The organism is Blautia sp. MCC269, assembly GCF_018785655.1.
In the GTDB taxonomy this organism is placed as follows: Bacteria; Bacillota; Clostridia; order Lachnospirales; family Lachnospiraceae; genus Blautia_A.
On the sequence record NZ_WQQE01000025.1, the window covers coordinates 90,166 to 111,612 of the forward strand.

Here is a 21,447-nt window from a genome sequence, read left to right on the forward strand (position 1 = left end):
AGCGTTGTGGTGGGCGTAAATGCACTGACGGGATGTGGGATTCGGGGGTGTTGGGGATGGGAGGTTGTGTCTATTGGTGGTTGTGGACGGGAAGGAGGCCCACTTGCGGGCCTGTTCCCTGAGAGTGGTGGGCGAAATGTGTTGATGGTGGGGCCAGGTTGTGCTGCTCATTTTGTCAGAAAGATATTGTATAGCGTGAGCCGGCAATGTATTCCCGGCTGATGTATAGGGGAGCTCCGTCCGGACTTTGCATATAGGAATCCAGGATCATCACAGGGTCCCCCGGTGCAAGGCTTAAAGTCTGGGCCATGTCTGCGGATGCGGTAGTGACTGAAACGGTGCTTCTGCTGGAATCAGCGATGGAATAGCTGTAAGCAGATTTCAGATATTCAAAAAAAGATCCGTTTTCCACAGCCTTGGGATCAAAATCCGGAAAGAGCCGGACTGGCAGCCATGTGTGCACATTGATAATGGGAATCCCGTCAGCCAGGAGAAGCCTTTCCAGGAAGAAAACTTCTTCATCAGGAGCGAGCTGGAGGAAATCAGAGGTCAGACTGTCTGAAGACTTCCTGCAGAAAGCCAGTACATGGGAACCGGGAACACGACCGCTTTGACGGCAGGATTCAGAAAAACTCATATTTTTCTGAGATTCAAATTTCCGGAAGATCATAGGGGATTTTACGAAGGTTCCTTTTCCCTGATGCTTGACAAGATATCCCTGGGTACAAAGTTCCTCTACAGTACGCCGCACTGTGATTCTGCTGACCTGGTAAAGCTCAGCCAGTTCCGGCTCTGTGGGGATTTTCTCTCCAGGCTTATATGTGCCATTTTTTAACTGGCCGGTAATAATATCCATAAGCTGCTTGTAAAGCGGCTGGATTGAATTTTTATTTAACATGAAAATGTCCTTTCTGATGTATTCATAACCAGTATTTTACTATAGTATAACTGGGTTTGTCCAGCAGGATGAAGAGCATAGCGGGGTATGCTGCCGGTCACAGAGTGAACAGTAACAATGTATATAGATGAATAATTAATCATAAATAATGAATATACTCTTTACTATAACGTTATAATATGTTATATTCTTTAAAAAGGTAAACTGTAAAAGCAAAAGAGGAAAAAACAAAGTTAGAAAATCTTTCAGATCCTGAACTTTCAAAGGATTTTTAGGATTTTCAGACTGGACATCTCAAAACAGGAGGATAAAAAATGGACGCAGAAAAAATTGTAAATAAGATCACCAAAGAGCATGGAACGATCAAAAACGTGTATTTTCTTGCATGCGGAGGCTCTCTGGTAGATTTATATCCGGGATATTATTTCTTGCGTGCGGAATCAGCAGTGATGGATGCACAGTGGATCCCGGCAAGGGAGTTTGCCCTGACACCGCCCAGGAAGCTTGGAAAAGACAGCCTTCTGGTCATCTGCTCACACAGCGGAAAAACAAAGGAATGTCTGGAAGCCGCAAAAGCGGGAATGGAAGCAGGCGCAGCCGTTGTGACCATGACACATGCACCGGGATCTGCCTGCGATACCGATGAGTGGATTTCCATTGTATACGACTGGGCACCGGGAGTAAAAGAGGCAGAGAAGCCACAGGGAATCGTTCTCCGTCTTCTTAATGAACTTATGAAGATACAGGAGCCGGGTTATGGGCTCTATGACAAGATTGCGGAAGGTTTTGGGAAGATCGATGAGATCATTGCAGAAGCAGTTAAAGATCAGCAGAATGCAGCATGGCTTTTTGCAGAAAAATATTCAGAGGAACCGAATCTTTATATCATGGCATCCGGAGCATCCTATTCTCAGGCATACGGTTTTGCCATCTGCTCTCTTCAGGAAATGCAGTGGATGGACTGCGGATATCTGAACAGCGCAGAATATTTCCATGGACCCTTTGAGGTGACAGACGAGGATCATCTGTACATTCTGATGATGAGTCGCGGAAGAAATCGTATGATGGATGAGCGAGTTCTGACTTTTCTTGAGAAATATGGAAGAAAATATGAAGTGATCGATGCAGATAAACTTGGCATGGCAGCGATTGATGACAGCTGCGTGGAATATTTTACACCAATGCTCTTCTACACCATGACAACGGTTTACCGTACTGCGCTGCAGGATAAACGCCGCCATCCGCTGGATATGAGAAGATATATGGGAGTTGTGGAATATTAAGAATGTTGCTGTGCCTCGGCACAGAGAAAGGGGAAAAATGAGCAGATACAGTGCAAAACTCCTTGGTTTTGGAGACAATGTTGTGGATATCTATGATCATCTGAAAACCATGTATCCAGGTGGAAACTGTGTAAATGTCAGTGTCTACGGAAAAATGGCCGGTTGTGAAAAAACAGCATATATGGGATATTTCGGAGATGATGACAGAGCAGAGCTGATCATGGATACACTGGGAAAAATCGGCGTGGAAACGGTAAAGTGTAAACAGCTGCACGGCGAGAATGGCTATTCCAGGATCACGTTAAAAGACGGAGACCGTCAGTTCCTGGATTTTAATGAAGGCGGCATCCGCGGAAAAACACCATATGTTCTGGATCGGTTTGACCTGGAATACATGAAAGGCTTTGACGTGGTACACAGTGGAAATTATTCTTTTACAGAGAATGAACTCCACAAGATCAAAGAGGCCGGAATCCCGGTTTCCTTCGATTTTTCGGATGATTCCACAGAAGAGTATTATGAAAAAACAGCACCGGATGTTACCTATGCGTTCTGTTCTTTTGATGGAACCGATGAGGAAGCAGAAGCCCATCTGAAAAAAATCATCTCCATGGGTCCGGAACTTGCCATGGCTTCCAGAGGTGCAAAAGGATGTATCCTTTATGATGGTGAGAAGTTTTTTGCCCAGGCGGCAGCTCCGCTTGCAGAAGTAAAAGACACTCTCGGTGCAGGAGATTCCCTTATTGCTTCTTTTCTTACCGGATATATCGGAAAAACCAAAGCCGGCGTGGACAGGGAAACAGCAATCCGCGAAAGCCTTGCGGAAGCAGCTGCTTTTGCGGCAGGGATCTGCGGTATGGAAGGTGCTTTCGGATACGGAAAAAAATATGAATAACAGGAGGGGAAAACAATGAGACGCTATGGAAAAAGCAGAGCGTTTATCTGTTTTGTAATGTGCATGATCATGGCTCTGCCGGTATATTTCAGCAGTGCGGTGGCAGTAAAAGCAGCAGAGCAGCAGACCATCATTGTGGGAACAAATGCAGAGTATTCACCGTTTGAATACCTGGATGATGATGGAAATATCACAGGATTTGACTACGATCTTCTGGAGGCCATCGCCAAAGAAGAAAATGTAAAGCTGGTATGGAAAGACATGCCTTTTGATTCACTGATGGGTTCCATGGAAGCCGGAGATGTGCAGGTGATCGCTGCCGGAATAGGACCTACAGAGGATCGAAAAAAGAGTGTGGATTTTTCCGATGTTTATTACACCGGTACCCAGTGCATCATCAGCCGTAAGGATAATCCGATCAAAGATTTTGAGGAGATGTCCGGAAAAACTGTTGCAGTTCTGGAAGGTGCCCAGAGCGATATGATCGCATCCGGTGAGACAACGGATTATGGCGAAGTAAAAGATGCAAAAGTGAAACGATTTAAAAACGCCTCCAGTGCAGTAATGGAGCTGAAAAACGGCGGTGCAGATGCAGTCCTGATCGATAATATCATGGCTGAGATCTACTGCAAACAGAATTCGGATCTGCAGTATGAATCTGTGCCAAGTACAGCAGAGGACACTGTTTTCTGTATTGAAAAAGGAAACACAGAGCTTGTTCAGATCATCAATGACGGACTTGCAAAGGTTAAAAAGTCCGGTGTTTATGATGATCTTTACCAGCAGTATTTCGTAGATACGGTAGAAAGCAGTGAGGATGTGACTGATGTAGCTGCAACCGATGGCTTCCTGGGACTTTTAAGCTTTATTTTCCTTCAGGATAATCGCTGGAAATTTTATATCAACGGTCTTGGAATTACACTGATCGTTTCCCTTCTGTCTGTGATCGTAGGTATTCTGATCGGTCTTGTGGTGGCTCTGGTACGTCTTGGAGCTGCGAAAAAAGGCAGAAGAACCATTCTTTCTACGATCGCGGATATTTATGTTGACGTGATCCGGGGAACACCGTCCGTTCTTCAGCTGATGATCATTTATTTTGCAGTATTCCACAGCCGCCTGGGATATGTGGCAGCAGTGGTCAGCTTCGGTATCAACAGTGGTGCGTATGTTTCCGAGGTTATCCGCGGAGGTATTTTATCTGTAGATAAAGGTCAGAGCGAAGCAGGCCGTTCTCTTGGCCTGGGATATAAAGATACTATGCGTTTTATTATCATTCCGCAGGCAGTAAAAACAATCCTTCCGGCAATGGGTAATGAGTTTATCCAGCTGATCAAAGAGACGTCTATTCTTGGTTATGTGGGGATCATGGATCTGACAAAAGCGGCAAGCTATGTTTCTTCCCGTACCTATCAGATGTTCATTCCGCTGATCGTTGCAGGTATCATGTATTACCTGATCGTGAAGTGTCTGAGCATTCTTCTGAGGAGATTTGAAAGGAGACTGAGAGAAAGTGATTGATGTTAAAAATCTGAAAAAGTCCTTCGGGGATGTACATGTATTAAAAGGAATCACAACTCATGTAAATAAAGGTGAGTGTATCTGTATCATCGGTCCGTCCGGCTCCGGAAAATCTACGTTTCTGCGCTGCCTGAATCTTCTGGAAAAACCGGAGGAAGGCGAGATCACCGTAAACGGACAGCAGATTCTGGATCCAAAGCTGGATGTAGATAAATTCAGGGAAAATGTGGGAATGGTTTTTCAGCATTTTAACCTGTTTCCAAATATGACAGTACTGAAAAATATCACTCTTGCACCGGTACGCCTTGGCAAATGGAATGCGGCAGAGGCGGACCAGAAAGCAAGGGCTCTTCTGAAAAGAGTCGGCCTTGAAGAAAAAGCAGATGTCCATCCCGGGAAGCTTTCCGGCGGACAGAAGCAGAGGGTTGCCATCGCAAGAGCCTTGGCAATGAATCCGCAGGTGCTGCTGTTCGATGAACCAACATCAGCCCTTGACCCGGAAATGGTCGGGGAGGTTCTTGAGGTTATGAAAGAGCTTGCAAAAGAAGGCATGACCATGCTGGTTGTTACCCATGAGATGGGATTTGCAAGAGAAGTCAGCGACAGAGTGCTTTTTATGGACGACGGAGTGATCCTTGAAGACAGAAAGCCGAAAGAACTCTTTGGCAATCCAGGGGAGGAACGTACAAAGGAGTTTCTTTCCAAAGTATTGTAATTTAAAAAAATATGATGCGGAGAATCCTTTCTCTGAAAAAAGTACCAGTTTCGGGAAAACCGATCCTGGTACTTTTTTTATCTTATCAATATTTTATCATATCGGACAAGCTTATAAAAGCAGAATATCAGGAAGGTAAGTTTTACAAAATATGAATTTGCAGGTATAAAATAAAAATAAATAAAAAAGAAAAAAAGGAAATTATTCCAATAAGAGACGTGATTTTGACAGTTTCTGCAAAATGGATAAGTTAAAGGCGTATAATGAAAGAAAAATATTATTTCAGGAGGAAGAGAAAATGAACTACAAGAAATTGACAGCAGTATTTATGGCATTGGGAATAGCAGCAACGTGTTTTTCCGGATGCGGACTGACAGAGGGGAATGGAGGAACATCTGCTTCGGAACCGACCAAGGCGGCGGCCACAGCAGCACCGAAGGATACAGCTACGCCAACTCCAAAAGCCACAGCAGCACCAAAACCTACGAAAGCAGCTGCGCAGACAGGCTCAGGGTCTCAGTCCGGCAATACAGGAAACACATCTTCAGAAGCGGAAAAAGAAATTACATATATAAACGGAGTTTTAACAGATTCCGATGAGGACAGTGTAACAATCGAGTATGGATCTGACGGGGATTTTAATCAGACAACTTTTGATATCAGTAATGCGGATATTCAGATAGGCGAAAACAAGAAACAGGGGGGACCTTTAGCGGCAAATCTGAATCTTAAAATTGGATATTATGTGGAGAATGGAGATTACATTGCTGTTTCTGTATATGGAGACGGAAGTGAAAGTATGACCCCAAGCTGGGTTTATAATTATGAAATGAAGTCCGTCAGCGGAAATGTAAGATATAACGATGACTCTACCATGACAATAGAGACAGGCTCTGATGGAGATTTCTATGAAATGACTTTTGACATCAGCAGTGCAGAGCTGGATATTCAGGTAGATGAAGTGATCGGAGTCAGTGGTCTTAGAACAAGCCTTAATGTAGATGTAAATTATTATGTGAAAGATGGAGTGAACATTGCTACTTATGTATACAGCGATGGGACAGAATATTTTTCACCCAGTCAGCTGTATAATATGGAACAGAGAAATACCCAGGCAGAAGAGGATACGCAGGAGTATGAAGAATCCGGGGATGCAGATTATATAGACGAGGAAGAGGAAACTTCTGAGGATTATTAACAGGGAGGGCAGAATCAAAGGAAAATCATCATTTACAACAGGGGAAAGAGAAAAATGAGATACAAAAGAATGACAGCATGATTCATAATGCTTGGGATATTGCTGGCAGGTCTTCCGGGATGTGGACAGTCCCCGAATAATAAAGAGACCTCCTCTTCTGAGAGCAGTGCTGCCGACGAACCAGAATCGGAAATCATATATATAAACGGAGTCCTTACAGAATCTGATGAGGACAGCGTAACGATGGAATATGGTTCGGAAGGCAATTTTACACAGACTACCTTTGATATCAGCAATGCCGATATTCAGATAGGAGAAAGCCGGAAACAAGGCGGACCACTGGCAGCGAATCTGAAACTGGAAATTGGATATTATGTGAAAGACGGAAAGTACATTGCTGTTTCTGTATACGGAGATGGAAGCGAAAGTATGACGCCCAGCTGGATTTATAATCATGAACAGCAGACTATGGAGGGAAAAACAAAGGAATAAAACAGATATTAAAAAGGGGATGTGAAAAAACTCGATTGAGTTTTTTCGCATCTCCCTTTTTGTACCTGTTGTGTATAAATGACTGAAATGTTAGAATTACTTCAGACGCTCAGTAGTTATAAGCCCCCTCATAAGCATTACATCGCTCCTTCCGATGTCCCTGCTCCACACAGGAGCTGCACCGGTCACAAAATTCCTGTTCATAACAGGTAGAACAGACACACCCCTTACAGGCATCCCGGTTATAAGCCGGTGTGCAGGTAAAAGGAAGAGTATCCTTCGTAGTTTCCGTACTCATAAAAATCACGCTCCTTTTTTCTACATTATAGCTCCATCAAAAAAGTGTTTCAATATAAATAATCAGAAAATATAAAAGATATACTTTAAAAGTCAGTCATAGATTAAACCCTACACATCTATTCACCCATTCCACACCCAGGGAACAGGAACGTAAGTGCCACATTCCCGTCCACATCTTCGCTAAAATCGGCATAGTGTTTCATATCCAATACAGCAGAATCCATCTTCTTGTCAGTAAAGAATCACATTCCCACAACGCAGAACAACTGCGTGGCCGGAGGGGAGGAGCGCGAGGAGGGGAAATGGCCTTCGCAACTATGAATGCTTCCCCTCCTCGCAAAAACGCCCGCAGCCAAAGCGTCCCACCCGGAAAGGGAACTCCGCCCACTGCGAAAGTGCGTACGTCAGACGCCCGACAATGTACAATATCTAGTACAATTTTATCATTAATTTTATCAATAATACCATCCCTTGTATATTATAAAAAACATACTTCCAATCTGTTGACTTTAAAATCTGAATCTGGTATCTTATGGTCGTCATGAGAAATGTTATATATTACTAACTGTGCGGGCAGTGAACGAATAATCATCGAAACAGAACAGAGAAAGGATGTGCAACAAATTGGCAAAAGTTAATTTCGAGCAGTGGAACGGATTCAAAGGCGATCGTTGGAAAGAGAAAATCGACGTTCGTAACTTCATCAGCATGAACTACACACCATATGACGGAGACGCTTCTTTCCTGGAAGAGCCGACAGAGGCAACTGATAAACTCTGGGGCAAACTTCAGGAGCTTCAGAAAGAGGAGCGTGCCAAGGGCGGCGTTCTTGATATGGAGACAGAGGTAGTAACAGGAATCACAGCATACGGTCCTGGATATATCGATGAGGAGCTCAAAGACCTGGAGCAGGTTGTAGGTCTTCAGACAGACAAACCTCTGAAACGTGCTTTCATGCCATACGGCGGAATCAAAATGGCAGAGCAGGCATGTGAGACTTACGGATACCATGTAAGCGACAAGATCAAAGATGTTTTCAACAACTATGAGTTCAAAACACACAACCAGGGTGTATTCGATATCTACACACCGGAGATGAAGAGAGCACGTCACAACAAGATCCTTACAGGACTTCCGGATACTTACGGACGTGGACGTATCGTAGGTGATTACAGACGAGTTGCTCTTTACGGAATTGATCATCTGATCGCAGGTAAAGAGAAAGATTTCGCAGCATGCGACCGTCAGGGTATGAGACGTTATGACTTCCAGCTTCGTGAGGAGATCGCAGATCAGATCCGTGCTCTGAAGAAGATGAAAGAAATGGCTCAGATCTATGGCTTTGATATTTCCCAGCCGGCTAAGAATGCAAAGGAAGCATTCCAGTGGCTGTACTTCGGATATCTTGCAGCGATCAAGACTCAGAATGGAGCTGCAATGAGTGTTGGACGTATCTCCACATTCCTTGATATCTATATTGAGAGAGACCTTGAGAACGGAACTCTTACAGAGAAAGAGGCACAGGAGCTTGTTGACCATATCGTAATGAAATTCCGTATGGTTAAATTCGCTCGTATCCCGTCTTACAACCAGCTCTTCTCCGGTGACCCGGTATGGGCAACTCTGGAAGTAGCAGGTATGGGACAGGACGGACGTTCCATGGTAACAAAGAACGACTATCGTTTCCTTCATACACTTGAGGATATGGGACCGGCTCCGGAGCCGAACCTTACAGTTCTCTACTCTTCAAGACTGCCTGAGAACTTCAAGAAATATGCAGCAGACATCTCTGTTACAACAAGTTCCATCCAGTATGAGAACGATGATGTTATGCGTCCGGTATGGGGCGATGACTACAGCATCTGCTGCTGTGTATCTGCTACAGAGACAGGTAAAGAGATGCAGTTCTTCGGCGCTCGTGCAAACCTTGCAAAATGCCTTCTTTACGCGATCAACGGCGGTGTTGATGAGAAGACAAAACAGCAGGTAGGACCGCAGTACCAGCCGATCACTTCCGAGTACCTTGACTATGATGAAGTAATCGCAAAATACGATCAGATGATGGACTGGCTTGCACATCTGTATGTTGGAACATTGAACATGATCCACTACATGCATGATAAATACTACTATGAGGCAGCTGAGATGGCACTCATCGATACAAAGGTTGACCGTTCTTTCGCAACTGGTATCGCTGGATTCTCACATGTAGTAGACTCCCTTTCCGCTATCAAATATGCAAAAGTTAAAGCAATCCGTGATGAGGACGGAATCACAACAGACTTCCAGGTTGAGGGTGACTTCCCACGTTATGGTAATGATGATGACAGAGCAGATGAGATCGCAACAACACTGCTTTCCACATTCCTTGAGAAACTGAAACACATCCATACCTATCGTGATTCCAAGCCGACCACATCCATCCTTACCATCACATCCAACGTTGTTTATGGTAAAGCTACAGGATCTCTTCCGGACGGAAGAAAAGCCGGCGAGCCACTGGCACCGGGAGCTAACCCGTCTTACGGTGCAGAGCAGAACGGACTTCTTGCTTCCCTGAACTCTGTTGCAAAACTTGACTATGAGGATGCCCTTGACGGAATCTCCAATACTCAGACAATCAACCCGGATGCCCTTGGACATTCTGAGGAAGAGCGTACAGAGAACCTTGTAAACGTACTGGACGGATACTTTGACCGTGGTGCACATCACCTCAATGTAAACGTATTCGGTAAAGAGAAACTTATCGATGCTATGGAGCATCCGGAAAAAGAGGAGTATGCAAACTTCACCATCCGTGTTTCCGGATATGCTGTTAAGTTCATCGACCTTACAAGAGAGCAGCAGCTTGACGTTATCGCAAGAACCTGCCACGAAAGGATGTAATAAAAAATATGGACGACCAGAAAAAAATCACTGGCTACGTCCACTCACTGGAGAGCTTCGGCTCTGTTGACGGACCAGGAGTCCGGTATGTGATTTTTTTGAGCGGCTGTGCCATGCGCTGCCAGTTCTGCCACAATCCGGACACCTGGCAAATGAAAACAGGAACGGAGTACACAGCAGATGAGCTGCTTGAAAAAGCCTGTCGATACCGCTCTTACTGGGGAAGTAAGGGCGGTATTACTGTGAGTGGAGGCGAGCCACTGTTACAGATCGATTTCCTCACTGAACTTTTTAAGAAAGCCAAAAAACAGGGAATCCACACAACTCTTGATACCAGCGGCAATCCTTACACAGAAGAGGGCCCATGGCATGAAAAATGGGAAGAGCTGATGAAATATACAGATCTTGTCATGCTGGATATCAAACATATTGATGAGGAACAGCATAAGATTCTCACAGGATGTACCAACAAAAACATCCTTGCCATGGCGCAGAAACTTTCGGATATGGGTGTATCCATGTGGATTCGTCACGTGCTGGTACCGGAGCGTAATGATCGTGACGATTATCTCCATCGCCTGGCTGATTTCATCGCAACCCTGAAAACTGTTGATAGAGTGGAAGTTCTTCCATATCATACACTTGGAATCTTCAAGTGGGAAAACCTTCATCTTGATTATCCACTGAAAGGGATTAATCCGCCAACAAAAGAGCGGATTGAAAATGCAGAGAAGATTTTGGGTGCAGGAGCACATTAATGTAAAAACCATATCACATGTCGAAAAATAGACATGGATATGGTTTTTTTTGTCATTTCTTACTATACTTTGAAAATAAATAGTGATATCATTATGTAATAATAAGAAGAAGAAAAAAGATTATCAAGGTAACGTATAAAGTGAAGGAAAAAAAATGGAGCTAAAGGATATCATGACAATGCAGGAAGTACAGGAGATGAAGCAGCAGCTGGAGCAGGTTTTTTCTATTGTACGTCTGCTGGATGGAGAAACACTGGAAACAGGAGAGGGAATAGAGCCCCCATGTCAGTGCTATTCCATATGGGGTAAGGACGAAAGATGTACTAACTGTATTTCCAGAAAAGCACTGAAAGAAAAACGCCAGAAAACAAAAATAGAAATAGTAGACTCTAAAGTTTATCAGGTAATTTCCAAATATCTGAATATTGATGGCAAACCATATATCATGGAAATGATCAATAATCTGGAAGATGACGATATCATTGATTCAGAAGACAGAGAGAATCTTCTCGCAGAACTCAGTGGATATGCGGATAAATTGTATAAAGACGCTCTTACAGGTGTTTTTAATCGAAGATATTATGAGGATAAGGTCAGAAATCTGGAGAGTTCTGCCGGCGTGGCTATGGTGGATCTGGATGATTTTAAACTTTATAACGATACCTATGGACATGATGCAGGTGATAAAGCATTAAAGGTAGTTGTGGAGGTTATCCGTCGACATGTACGTAAGACAGACAAGGTTGTTCGTTTCGGAGGAGATGAATTTCTTCTGCTGATACCGGACATCAATGTGGATAATTTTACCAAGAAACTGAAGGAAATCCAGGAAGAAGTTCATGCAGCCAGAGTTCCTGGATATTCTCAGCTGAAGTTGTCAGTAAGTATTGGCGGAGTACTTTCTACCGGAGAAAAACTGGGAGAAGCAGTACTTCGTGCGGATAAGTTTATGTATCGTGCGAAACAGCGCAAAAATATGGTCGTGATCAGTGAAAATGAGATTGCAGGAAGAAACAGCGCACAGGAGATCCTTCTGCAGGATAAAACAAGGCTGACGATCCTGATCGTAGATGATTCCGAGATGAACCGCTGCATTTTGTCGGAAATGCTTGGAGCAGATTATGACATTCTGGAAGCGACTAACGGAGAGGAAGCCATTAAACTCCTGAGACAGTATGAAACAGGAATTTCTCTGGTACTTCTTGATCTTGTTATGCCGGTGCTGGACGGATTTGGAGTACTGAGCTATATGAATGAAAGAAACTGGCTTGAGGATATTCCGGTTATCATGATTTCCGGTGAAGATTCCGTTTCCTACGTGAGACGTGCCTTTGATCTGGGAGTTGCGGATTATATCAAAAAGCCATTTGATGCCCAGATTGTATACAAACGTGTTTACAACACCATTACATTATATGCAAAACAGAGAAGACTGCTGGTTCTTGTTACAGATCAGATTTATGAAAAAGAAAAGAACAACCGTATGATGATCAGCATCTTAAGCCAGATTGTAGAATTCAGAAATGGTGAAAGTGGTGCCCATGTTCTGCATATCAATATTATTACAGAACTGATTCTGGAGAGACTGATACAGAAAACGGATCAGTATGATCTGTCCAGCTCTGTAAGAAGAATGATTGTTACAGCGTCTGCGCTTCATGATATCGGAAAGATCGGTATTGATGATAAGATTCTGAATAAGCCGGGCAGACTGACCAAAGAAGAATTTGAGGTGATTAAGACACACAGTGCTATTGGTGCTTCCATGCTGGAGAGCCTGGAATATTATAAAAACGAACCGCTGGTCCGGATTGCCCATGATATCTGCAGATGGCATCACGAACGTTATGATGGAAAAGGCTATCCGGATGGCCTGAAGGGAGAAGAAATCCCGATTTCTGCCCAGGTAGTTGCACTGGCTGATGTATACGATGCGCTGATCAGCGAACGTGTATATAAGAAAGCTTATTCTCATGAGAAAGCTGTTGAGATGATCCTGAATGGAGAGTGCGGTACCTTCAATCCGCTTCTTCTGGAATGCCTGAAAGATATTCAGAGCCGTCTGAAAGAAGAAATGATCTCAATGGCAGAAGAGCGTACGGAGACTGAAGATAAGGGAAGTGCTACCTCAGAATTTGACGGCTACGAAAAAACAAAAGAACAGTTCTTTAAATCCGTGTCTGAAGACATAAAAAAAGAATACATGGATAACGTCCCGACAATGGGGGGGGAACAGACGTTCCTGAAAAATAAAAAAGAATCTGTATAGATCAGAAAAGCTGGTGTGAAACATTGCTCACACCAGCTCTTTGTTTTTGATAAGCATTTCTTTAATAATGCTCTGAGTATACGCACCCAGGTGACGCTGAGTATCCCGGTCAAGCTCAGATGGAATGATCGGTTTGCCATATTCAATTACCACGTGGGTAGGAGACATTTTTGGAAAATTGGCCTCCCAGATATTGGCGGAATTGCTGATTGCAATAGGAATAATCGGGCTTTTGGCTCTGGTTGCAATCTTGAAGCTTCCGTCATGAAATGGCAGCATATCGGTTTCGTCAGCATTTTTGTTTCTGGTTCCTTCCGGGAAGATGCACACGGAAATGCCGGATTTTACATAGTCTGCCGCCTGAAGGATGGTTTTCAGCCCCTGTTTGATGTCTTCTCTGTCAAGGAAGAGGCAGTAGAGATTACGCATCCAGTTGGAAAGCAGCGGATAACGTTCCATTTCTTTTTTGGCAACATAACCGGTACGGATCGGGCAGCGGCTGTAGGTCAGCAGAATGTCAAAATAACTTCTGTGGTTTGCCACATAGAGAACGGCCTGATCTTTCGGAACATTTTCTTCACCGATGACGGTGACTTTGGCACCAGTGATCCACAGGATAAATTTAAATATGGCCTGTACCATGCGCAGGGAACTGATATCCTTGGTCATTGGAGAGAACTTGCCGATGATCCATTCCACCAGAAGAACCGGGATCGTCAGCACCAGATAAGCGATGACAACGATACAGACAAGTATAAATCGAATCATGTCTTTTGTCCTTTCTATATTTTGATGCAGCTTCGCATCCTGATACCATTATACGAAGAATTTCCGATAGTTGCAATAAATCTTTACCGGATTACATAGAATAAATACTGAGTAATGCAGGCTGCTGATAAAAGAGGGAATTATGAAAAAATCAGTTTTTCTGCTGATTGCTGTAGTAACAGCTTTTCTGCTTTCCGGCTGCCGGTTTGTGCGGATTGAGGAAGAAGATCGAAAACCGGTTTCCTATACGGTAGTGGAACATTCGGATATCCCGGAAGAACTTTCCAGGATCATGGAAGAAAAAAAGGAAAAAGAATTTCAGCTAAGCTACGAAACAGGGGAGGATCTGTACCTGGTAAAGGGATATGGCCGTCAGATGAGCGGCGGGTACAGTATTCAGGTAGAAGAACTTGGAGAATCCGGAAACGGTCTTTTTTTTATTACGAGACTTCTGGGACCAAAGGATCTGAGCGAAGCCGGAGTTCCCTCATATCCTTCCATTGTAATAAAAACCCGGCGCCAGAAAAAGCCGGTAACTTTCCGGGAAGGCAGCAGGAAATCAGAAAAAGTATCTGAGAAAGGGGATTAGACTGTGGAATTAAAAAAGGAAAGTATGCAGATACTCAGAGAAAAAAGCAGGGCGAAAAGCCAGGTTACTTTTGATGAGGATTTTAATGTACCGGATGCAAAACCGGATGTGGGAAGACTGATCCAGCATAAGGGACGGATCATTATGGAGGATGTACGCCTTGCAGATGGAAAAGGGATTCTGCGTGGAGATCTGCAGGTAGATGTTCTTTATGTGGGGGAAGAAAGCGGAATTATCAGCAGTCTTACAGCAAAATTGCCTTTTGAGGAAACATTAAACCTGAAAGATATTGTAAATGGGGATAAAATGTGCCTGAAGTGGGAAATAGAGGATCTTACGCTCCGGCTGATCCATTCCAGAAAGCTGAATATCAAAGCCCTGGTAACTTTTTATGCAGCTGTGGATGAGACGGAGCAGATCCGGCTTCCGGTAGCGCTGGATGTTACGGACATTTCTGTGAGAAAGAAGCAGGTACGTTTCCTGGGACTTACTGTACATAAAAAAGACACCTTCCGGATCAAAGATGAATATACCATTGCTTCCAACCGCCCGGATATTTCCGGACTGATCTGGTATACCATGGATGTACGGGGGCTGGAGCTGAAACCGGAAGAAAATATCGTAAAAGCAAGAGGTGAGCTGTCAGTTTTTGTGCTGTATGAATCGGAAGATACAGAAGCACCGGTGCAATGGCTGGAATACGCCCTGCCCTTTTCCGGGGAAGTGGAATGCCCGGACTGTACGGAGGAACTGATTCCGGATATTGAAGTGTCTGTAATGCACCAGAGCCTGGAAGTAAAGCCGGATGCAGATGGAGAAGAAAGAATTTTTGTATCTGATGTAGTGCTGGAACTGGATATGAAGTTTTTCCGGGAGGAAGAATGTTCAATGGTTACAGATGTGTATACACCTCTTCGGGAATGCATTCCGGAAGGAAAAAATGAAGTCCTGGAAAGACTGCTGGTGCGGAATTTTTCCAGATGCCGGATCAGTGACCGTATTCAGGTAAAAGAAACCCAGGGAAAAATTCTTCAGCTTTGTCACAGCCAGGGAAAAGTAAAAATCGATAAGACCAGGATTGTGGAGAACGGAGTGCAGGCAGATGGAGTGGTCATGCTGAAGATTCTGTATATTATCGGAAATGACAGGATGCCTTTTTATTCCATGGAGGCTATGATCCCGTTTTCTCATGTGGTGGAAGCAAGAGGTATCCGACCGGACAGCAGCTACCGGTTAAAGGCGGAACTGGAACAGCTTTCTGCATCCATGGCAGACGGCAACGAAATCGAGATCCGGGCGTCAGTGGGCCTGAATCTTCTTGCGGTGATCCGGGAACCGGTATTTATTATTGATAAAGTGGAAGAAAAACCTCTGGATATGAAAAAAATCCAGGCCATGCCGGGAATACTGATTTATATGGTGAAACCGGGAGATGCGCTGTGGGATATTGCAAGAAAATATCATACATCCATTGAAGAAATCTGCACTCTGAACGGGCTTAAGGAAAACCAGGAGCCATCTCCGGGAACACCGCTTCTTGTGGTGAAAAAAGTAGAAGGACAGATTAAATGAGAAAAAAACAGCAGAAAATGAAAAAAGCTGGAAAATTTTGCTGTTGAAAAGACTGTGAAAATCATATAAAATATACATATAAATACTGTATACAAAGTACAAATGGAGGGGCTTATGCGTTTAAAAGCAATGGCAAAGATCAATCTCGGACTTGATGTTCTGGGGAAGAGAGAGGACGGCTATCATGAGGTACGCATGATCATGCAGACCATCCGTATGTATGATATCCTGGATATCAGAAAGACGAAACGGCCGGGAATCGTGCTGACCACCAATCTTCCGTTTATTCCCACAGACAGCCGGAATCTTGTATATAAAGCAGCACAGATGCTGATGGACGAATTTGGAATTGAAGAGGGACTTTCCATTAAACTTCGCAAGTTTATTCCGGTAGCAGCAGGTATGGCAGGCGGAAGCTCTGATGCTGCGGCCGCATTTGTAGGTGTGAACCGGATGTTTCATCTGGGCCTGACGGAAGAGCAGCTGATGGAGCGCGCAGTGAAGGTAGGAGCAGATGTTCCGTACTGCATTATGCGTGGAACAGCCCTTGCGGAGGGAATCGGTGAGAAGCTGAAGCGACTTCCGAAAGTTCCGGAATGCTATGTGCTGGTAGGAAAACCGGGAATCAATGTTTCCACAAAAACTGCCTACGAAAATCTGAATCTGGCGGGAATCGGGAAACATCCGGATATTGATGGCCTTATCAGGGATATTGAGTGCGGTGATCTTTATGCCATGGCATCAAAAATGGAGAATGTATTTGAGCCTGGAATTATCCGCCAGTACCCTGTAATTGGAAATATCAAAGAACTCATGGAAGAAAAGGGAGCGCTGAAAGCGATGATGAGCGGAAGCGGTCCAACGGTATTTGGTATTTTTGATAACAGAGATAAGATGGCGGCGGCAGCCAGAAGTCTCAGAAAGAGCGGACTGGCAAAAACAGTATTTGCCACGGATATTTACAACAGGGATGGAGGAGTTACAAATGACAAGTGATTTTTCTGTGGATATGAATGAATATCTGCCGCTTCGGGATGTTGTTTTTAACACCTTGAGGCAGGCAATTCTGAAAGGAGAACTGAAACCGGGGGAAAGACTTCTGGAGATCGCTCTTGCAGAGCGTCTGGGGGTCAGCAGAACACCGGTGCGTGAGGCAATGCGTAAGCTGGAGCAGGAAGGTCTTGTGGTAATGATTCCGCGCCGGGGAGCCCAGGTTGCAAGCATTACTGAAAAAGATCTGAATGATGTTCTTGAGGTGCGTATTGCACTTGAGAACGTAGCTATAGAAAAGGCATGCAAGCTGATTACAGAGGAGGAGCTTGGACGGCTCTGGGTGGCAGCCAAAGAATTCGAAAAAACAAAAGCAGAGGGAAATCTTGTTCGTCTTGCGGAAGCGGATGTGGCGTTCCATGAGATCATTTACCAGGCCTCCGATAACAAGCGCCTGAACCAGGTACTGAATAATCTCCGGGAACAGATGTACCGTTACCGCGTGGAATATCTGAAGGAAGAGCAGACCAGAAATCTTCTTGTCAGCGAACACGAAGAACTGGTAAAAGCGATTCGGGAGGGTGATGTGCAGAAAGCACAGGATATTTCTTTTCACCATCTGGAGAATCAGAGAATGGCAATTATCCGTACCATCCGCGCGGAGAATGCAGCCAGAGAATCCGAGAAAAAAGAATAAGAACCGGATATCCGGGGATATTAAGAGAGATGCCACTGGCATCTCTTTTTTTATTGGAAAAGGACGGTGAAACTGTGGAAGAAAAAAAGATTTCAGTATCTCTCCATGAAAATGAATCTTATATCCGGAAGCGCTGCGAAAACTGCGATGATATTCTGATACGGCCCATGCGCCTGGGAGAGGGTCATAAAGTGGACTGTCTGATGGTTTATATTGAAGTGGCAGTTTCCAACATGATGCTGGACGATTCTGCCATTGGAAAGATGATCAATCATTTCTGGGAAATCCCGGAAGAAAAGATTCGGGAATTTATCAGGAGAAACAGTCTCGGAATTGCGGATGTGGAAGAACTTTTTTCCATGGAAGAAGTCTTCGGGGCTGTTCTTTCCGGAAATGCGGTTTTCTTTATGGATGGTTATGATAGGGCCATGAAGATATCCAGCAAAGGCTATCCGGGGCTGGATGTATCAGAAGCGGAAACGGAAAAAGTGCTGCGGGGTTCCAAAGAAGGCTTCTGCGACAGCGTAAAAACCAATGCGGCCCTTGTGCGGAAGCGGATCCGGGATACCCGTCTTAAAGTAGAGCAGCAAAGCATCGGGGTGCGTTCCAATACAGTGGTGCAGCTTCTGTACGTGGAAGATCTGGTGCACGAAGAACTTCTGACCGCAGTGAAAGAACGGCTGGAATCTTTTACTGTGGACGGAATTCTGGATAGCGGAATGCTGGAACAGCTGACCGAAGAAGCATGGTATTCGCCGTTCCCTCAGTTTCAGACAACCGAACGTCCGGACCGGGCGGCACAGGAACTTCTCAATGGAAAAGCCGTTCTGCTCTGCGACAACTCACCGGTGGCACTGGTGATTCCAGGTGCATTTAACAGTTTTATGGAAAGCAGTGAGGACTGGTACAACCGTTTTGAAATGACTTCATTCCTGCGTGTGCTGCGGTATCTGGCTATGGCTGTGGCAACGTTGCTTCCGGGACTTTATCTGGCTGTGATACGGTTCCACACTCAGATTCTTCCGGCCAATCTGATTCTTTCTTTTGCACAGGCAAGGGAAGGCGTACCGTTTTCCAGCGTGGTGGAGCTGGTGTTCCTGGAGCTGTCTTTTGAGCTGATCCGGGAGGCGGGCGTGCGGATTCCCGGAGCTCTTGGAAATGCCATCGGGATTGTTGGAGGCCTGATTATTGGACAGGCAGCTGTGGAGGCTAATCTGGTAAGCCCCGTGGTGGTAATTATTGTGGCATTAACGGCGCTTGGATCTCTGGCGATCCCCAATGAGGAATTTGCGTCTGCGTTCCGGCTTCTGAAGTATGGATTTCTTTTTCTGGGAGGATATCTTGGCATCTTCGGAATTGTGCTGGGACTGTATCTGACAGCGGCACATCTGGCAGGACTTTTAAGTTTTGGTGTCCCATATCTGGTACCCTTTGTAGAAAAAAACGGCCAGGCGGAAACAGGAGGAAGAATTTTGCGCCAGCCATTCCGGAAACGGAAATTCCGGCCGTTGTATGCAAGAGATGACCAGAAGCGCAGACTGCGGACAAAGCCGTGGAGGCAGAAAGGAAAAGGATTATGAGATTTGCAGAAAACAACAGGATTTCCCACAGACAGCTTTTCCGGCAGATCATACTTGTGTTTCCGGCGCCTTTTCTTCTGTGCCTTTTTAAAAACGGAGAAATGCTGGGAGTGAATGCTATGGCAGGGACGATCCTGGCGGCGGTGCTTCTTTCATTTTATGTGATCTGGCTGATCCGTCTTGCTCCTGCTTATGGAGAACTTTCCAGAATGACAGGAAATATTACTGTACGGTTTATTGGACTGTTCTTTCTTTTATATGTAATCTTAAGTACGGCTTTTCTGGCGGATCTTCTTGCAAAAGTAATTCCACAGAGTCTGATCAGCGGGATTTCCGGGAAATGGCTGTCTCTGCTTGCTGTGGCAGCATGCAGTCTGGGAACGCACCGGGGAATGCAGAGAAGAGGAAGGATTGCGGAAATTTCCGGAGGGATTTTTCTGGCAGGGATTCTCCTTCTTATGATTTTGAGTGCAGGACAGGGAAAAGCGGAATATTTTCTGGAAACCGTGGAGGGTACCGGTAGCAGGTTTTCCGGGAAATGGATGATCCGGGATGTGTATGCATTTCTCTGTGTTTTTTCCGGAGTGGGGCTTCTGCCTTTTGGGCTTGAAAAAGTAGAAAAACAGGGAAGTGCCAGAAAGCCGGTGATCCTGGCCTTTCTTACCGTGTGTGGAATTGTCCTTGGTATGCAGGTTCTGCTTCCTGCTGTATTTGGAAAAAACAGGCTTCTGGCGGAAACATATCCGGTGCTGCCTCTTCTGGACGGGGCAGATCTTCCGGGAAATGTGCTGGCAAGATTTGATGTGATCTGGATGGGATTTCTGGTGTTCGGGCTTCTTTTTTCTCTGGGAAGTCTTTTCCATTACGGGAATCAGATTGCGGAGAAAACGAAGCTTGGAAGTGGACGGTACTGGATTCCGGCAGCAGGATGGATTCTTTCACTTTATGAAAAAAATGGCACCGGGATAGAAACGTATTATGGCTGGTATCTGGCATATATTTTTGTGCCGCTGCTTCTTGTGATCCAGATTTTTCTCAGTGTGGAAAATAGAGGCCGGTGGAAGAAAAAAATGGTGTCTGCGAGCCTGTTTTTCTTCATAAGCTTTATAGGAACCGGGTGTGCGGCAGTGGAACCGGAAAAAAGGATGTATCCACTGGCACTGGGCGCGGGTGTTTCGGAAGAAGGTTTTGTGCTGAAGTATGCCATGCCGGATATGAATGTAACCACCGGACAGGAGAAGCCGGAGGAAGATCCGGTTTCTGTACTGACTCTTGCAGGTGAAAACTTTCATGAGATTGAAAAAGTTTATAACCGGTCCCAGGAAAAATTTCTGGATCTGGGACACCTTCAGGTAGTAATTCTGGATGAAAGTATGATGACAGAAGAAAACAGAAAGATATTTCTTGAATACCTGAAGCAGGAAGAACATGTGGGAGAGGATGTGTATATGTTCCGGACAGGAATGCTGGGAGAGGTTTTTCGCTGGAAGGGAGCAGAGGAAAGTTCTGTGGGTGAATATCTTCAGGGAATACAGGAGAACCGTACTACCGGGCAGCAGAAAAAAGGAGTGACTTTAAGAGAGGTGTATCATCAGTTTTACCAGGACGGAACACTGCCGTGGATTCCGTCTGTATGGGTAAACGGGGATCTTCTGGAGGTGGATTACGGGAACCGTGAATAAACAAAGGTCCGGTTGTTAATAATCCTGATATCCATCAAAAAGATATCAGGAGGGTTTGATTATGAATGCGATAAAAACAGGAAAGTATATATTAAAAAGAACATGGGGGATTTTTCTTCTGGCAGCCATAATCATTGCCGGCGGCACCTGGGAAAAAAGAATTACGGATTTTGAAAACCCGAAGGTTTATGCATGGTGGGGAACCATCTACCCGGAATTCTGCTTTGAAAAAGTGGAGGATAACGGGGAAAATAAGCCGGTGAAGATCTCCTTCTGGCTTGCGAAAGCGCTGGATTGGTGATACAATATTCCAACGAGTAATTATAGCGCTCGATTAATTATTTCAGGAGAATAAGA

General features: G+C 44.8%; 19 protein-coding genes. 16 read left to right on the forward strand and 3 right to left on the reverse strand.

What is annotated here, in order from left to right; genetic code table 11:
* Nucleotides 1–175 precede the first annotated feature (175 nt).
* Nucleotides 176–898, reverse strand: coding sequence for a GntR family transcriptional regulator (locus GPK88_RS09115; protein WP_173762210.1), 723 nt, complete (start codon nucleotides 896–898; stop codon nucleotides 176–178).
* Nucleotides 899–1,212: 314 nt separating this feature from the next.
* Between GPK88_RS09115 and GPK88_RS09120 the strand changes: the two genes are divergently transcribed.
* The 6 genes from GPK88_RS09120 (at nucleotide 1,213) to GPK88_RS09145 (ending at nucleotide 6,999) form a co-directional block, all read left to right on the forward strand.
* On the forward strand, nucleotides 1,213–2,181 hold the full coding sequence (locus GPK88_RS09120; protein ID WP_174095577.1) for a phosphoheptose isomerase family protein: 969 nt from the start codon (nucleotides 1,213–1,215) through the stop codon (nucleotides 2,179–2,181).
* A gap of 37 nt (nucleotides 2,182–2,218) precedes the next feature.
* Nucleotides 2,219–3,076: a PfkB family carbohydrate kinase gene (locus GPK88_RS09125; protein WP_173762212.1), complete on the forward strand. Its 858-nt coding sequence runs from the start codon at nucleotides 2,219–2,221 to the stop codon at nucleotides 3,074–3,076.
* A 15-nt stretch (nucleotides 3,077–3,091) separates the two neighbouring features.
* On the forward strand, nucleotides 3,092–4,594 hold the full coding sequence (locus GPK88_RS09130) for an ABC transporter permease subunit (RefSeq protein WP_174095578.1): 1,503 nt from the start codon (nucleotides 3,092–3,094) through the stop codon (nucleotides 4,592–4,594).
* Complete coding sequence (locus GPK88_RS09135; RefSeq protein WP_148446260.1) at nucleotides 4,587–5,309, forward strand: amino acid ABC transporter ATP-binding protein; 723 nt, start codon at nucleotides 4,587–4,589, stop codon at nucleotides 5,307–5,309. The genes GPK88_RS09130 and GPK88_RS09135 overlap by 8 nt, the downstream gene beginning before the upstream one ends.
* Before the next feature lie 298 nt (nucleotides 5,310–5,607).
* Nucleotides 5,608–6,507 (forward strand): hypothetical protein, encoded by a 900-nt coding sequence (locus GPK88_RS09140; protein ID WP_161285678.1) that lies wholly within the window; start codon nucleotides 5,608–5,610, stop codon nucleotides 6,505–6,507.
* Between the two features lie 87 nt (nucleotides 6,508–6,594).
* Complete coding sequence (locus GPK88_RS09145) at nucleotides 6,595–6,999, forward strand: hypothetical protein (protein WP_117849435.1); 405 nt, start codon at nucleotides 6,595–6,597, stop codon at nucleotides 6,997–6,999.
* Between the two features lie 109 nt (nucleotides 7,000–7,108).
* On the opposite strand, the gene GPK88_RS09150 is transcribed toward GPK88_RS09145, so the two are convergent.
* Nucleotides 7,109–7,297, reverse strand: coding sequence for a hypothetical protein (locus GPK88_RS09150; RefSeq protein WP_110103587.1), 189 nt, complete (start codon nucleotides 7,295–7,297; stop codon nucleotides 7,109–7,111).
* A 626-nt stretch (nucleotides 7,298–7,923) separates the two neighbouring features.
* Between GPK88_RS09150 and pflB the strand changes: the two genes are divergently transcribed.
* The 3 genes from pflB (at nucleotide 7,924) to GPK88_RS09165 (ending at nucleotide 13,212) form a co-directional block, all read left to right on the forward strand.
* A complete protein-coding gene (gene pflB, locus GPK88_RS09155) occupies nucleotides 7,924–10,185 on the forward strand; it encodes a formate C-acetyltransferase (RefSeq protein WP_243278921.1) in 2,262 nt (753 codons plus the stop codon).
* Nucleotides 10,186–10,193: 8 nt separating this feature from the next.
* Nucleotides 10,194–10,943 carry a pyruvate formate-lyase-activating protein gene (gene pflA, locus GPK88_RS09160; protein ID WP_147603121.1) on the forward strand — a complete coding sequence of 250 codons (750 nt, stop codon included), beginning with the start codon at nucleotides 10,194–10,196 and terminating at the stop codon, nucleotides 10,941–10,943.
* Between the two features lie 154 nt (nucleotides 10,944–11,097).
* On the forward strand, nucleotides 11,098–13,212 hold the full coding sequence (locus GPK88_RS09165) for a diguanylate cyclase (RefSeq protein ID WP_173771919.1): 2,115 nt from the start codon (nucleotides 11,098–11,100) through the stop codon (nucleotides 13,210–13,212).
* A 27-nt stretch (nucleotides 13,213–13,239) separates the two neighbouring features.
* On the opposite strand, the gene GPK88_RS09170 is transcribed toward GPK88_RS09165, so the two are convergent.
* The gene (locus GPK88_RS09170; RefSeq protein ID WP_173762217.1) at nucleotides 13,240–13,980 is read right to left on the reverse strand and encodes a lysophospholipid acyltransferase family protein; all 741 of its coding nucleotides are present in this window, start codon (nucleotides 13,978–13,980) and stop codon (nucleotides 13,240–13,242) included.
* Between the two features lie 142 nt (nucleotides 13,981–14,122).
* Here GPK88_RS09170 and GPK88_RS09175 point away from each other — a divergent pair, with 142 nt between their 5' ends.
* From GPK88_RS09175 to GPK88_RS09205, 7 genes are all read left to right on the forward strand, one after another.
* Nucleotides 14,123–14,569 (forward strand): protease complex subunit PrcB family protein, encoded by a 447-nt coding sequence (locus tag GPK88_RS09175; protein ID WP_173762218.1) that lies wholly within the window; start codon nucleotides 14,123–14,125, stop codon nucleotides 14,567–14,569.
* Between the two features lie 24 nt (nucleotides 14,570–14,593).
* Nucleotides 14,594–16,141, forward strand: a complete 1,548-nt coding sequence (locus GPK88_RS09180; RefSeq protein WP_173762282.1) for a DUF3794 and LysM peptidoglycan-binding domain-containing protein — start codon at nucleotides 14,594–14,596, stop codon at nucleotides 16,139–16,141.
* Nucleotides 16,142–16,255: 114 nt separating this feature from the next.
* The gene (gene ispE / locus GPK88_RS09185; RefSeq protein WP_147603125.1) at nucleotides 16,256–17,137 is read left to right on the forward strand and encodes a 4-(cytidine 5'-diphospho)-2-C-methyl-D-erythritol kinase; all 882 of its coding nucleotides are present in this window, start codon (nucleotides 16,256–16,258) and stop codon (nucleotides 17,135–17,137) included.
* Entirely contained in the window at nucleotides 17,127–17,828 is a 702-nt protein-coding gene (locus GPK88_RS09190) for a GntR family transcriptional regulator (RefSeq protein WP_021976976.1), read from the forward strand. Before ispE ends, GPK88_RS09190 begins: the two co-directional genes overlap by 11 nt.
* A 29-nt stretch (nucleotides 17,829–17,857) precedes the next feature.
* A complete protein-coding gene (locus GPK88_RS09195) occupies nucleotides 17,858–19,408 on the forward strand; it encodes a spore germination protein (protein ID WP_148446249.1) in 1,551 nt (516 codons plus the stop codon).
* On the forward strand, nucleotides 19,405–21,090 hold the full coding sequence (locus GPK88_RS09200) for a GerAB/ArcD/ProY family transporter (RefSeq protein ID WP_173762219.1): 1,686 nt from the start codon (nucleotides 19,405–19,407) through the stop codon (nucleotides 21,088–21,090). Before GPK88_RS09195 ends, GPK88_RS09200 begins: the two co-directional genes overlap by 4 nt.
* Nucleotides 21,091–21,151: 61 nt before the next feature.
* Nucleotides 21,152–21,391 (forward strand): hypothetical protein, encoded by a 240-nt coding sequence (locus GPK88_RS09205; RefSeq protein WP_173762220.1) that lies wholly within the window; start codon nucleotides 21,152–21,154, stop codon nucleotides 21,389–21,391.
* The last annotated feature ends 56 nt before the right edge of the window (nucleotides 21,392–21,447 follow it).

Bases quoted from the DNA above. Each gene is read 5' to 3' on its own strand.
- GPK88_RS09120 (WP_174095577.1), top strand. From the start codon at position 1,213: ATGGACGCAGAAAAAATTGTAAATAAGATCACCAAAGAGCATGGAACG.
- GPK88_RS09130 (WP_174095578.1), top strand. From the start codon at position 3,092: ATGAGACGCTATGGAAAAAGCAGAGCGTTTATCTGTTTTGTAATGTGC.
- GPK88_RS09190 (WP_021976976.1), top strand. From the start codon at position 17,127: ATGACAAGTGATTTTTCTGTGGATATGAATGAATATCTGCCGCTTCGG.
- GPK88_RS09175 (WP_173762218.1), top strand. From the start codon at position 14,123: ATGAAAAAATCAGTTTTTCTGCTGATTGCTGTAGTAACAGCTTTTCTG.
- GPK88_RS09180 (WP_173762282.1), top strand. From the start codon at position 14,594: ATGCAGATACTCAGAGAAAAAAGCAGGGCGAAAAGCCAGGTTACTTTT.
- GPK88_RS09125 (WP_173762212.1), top strand. From the start codon at position 2,219: ATGAGCAGATACAGTGCAAAACTCCTTGGTTTTGGAGACAATGTTGTG.
- GPK88_RS09140 (WP_161285678.1), top strand. From the start codon at position 5,608: ATGAACTACAAGAAATTGACAGCAGTATTTATGGCATTGGGAATAGCA.
- GPK88_RS09200 (WP_173762219.1), top strand. From the start codon at position 19,405: ATGAGATTTGCAGAAAACAACAGGATTTCCCACAGACAGCTTTTCCGG.
- GPK88_RS09115 (WP_173762210.1), bottom strand. From the start codon at position 898: ATGTTAAATAAAAATTCAATCCAGCCGCTTTACAAGCAGCTTATGGAT.
- pflA (WP_147603121.1), top strand. From the start codon at position 10,194: ATGGACGACCAGAAAAAAATCACTGGCTACGTCCACTCACTGGAGAGC.
- GPK88_RS09145 (WP_117849435.1), top strand. From the start codon at position 6,595: ATGCTTGGGATATTGCTGGCAGGTCTTCCGGGATGTGGACAGTCCCCG.
- GPK88_RS09205 (WP_173762220.1), top strand. From the start codon at position 21,152: ATGAATGCGATAAAAACAGGAAAGTATATATTAAAAAGAACATGGGGG.
- ispE (WP_147603125.1), top strand. From the start codon at position 16,256: ATGCGTTTAAAAGCAATGGCAAAGATCAATCTCGGACTTGATGTTCTG.
- GPK88_RS09195 (WP_148446249.1), top strand. From the start codon at position 17,858: ATGCCACTGGCATCTCTTTTTTTATTGGAAAAGGACGGTGAAACTGTG.
- GPK88_RS09150 (WP_110103587.1), bottom strand. From the start codon at position 7,297: ATGAGTACGGAAACTACGAAGGATACTCTTCCTTTTACCTGCACACCG.
- GPK88_RS09170 (WP_173762217.1), bottom strand. From the start codon at position 13,980: ATGATTCGATTTATACTTGTCTGTATCGTTGTCATCGCTTATCTGGTG.
- GPK88_RS09165 (WP_173771919.1), top strand. From the start codon at position 11,098: ATGGAGCTAAAGGATATCATGACAATGCAGGAAGTACAGGAGATGAAG.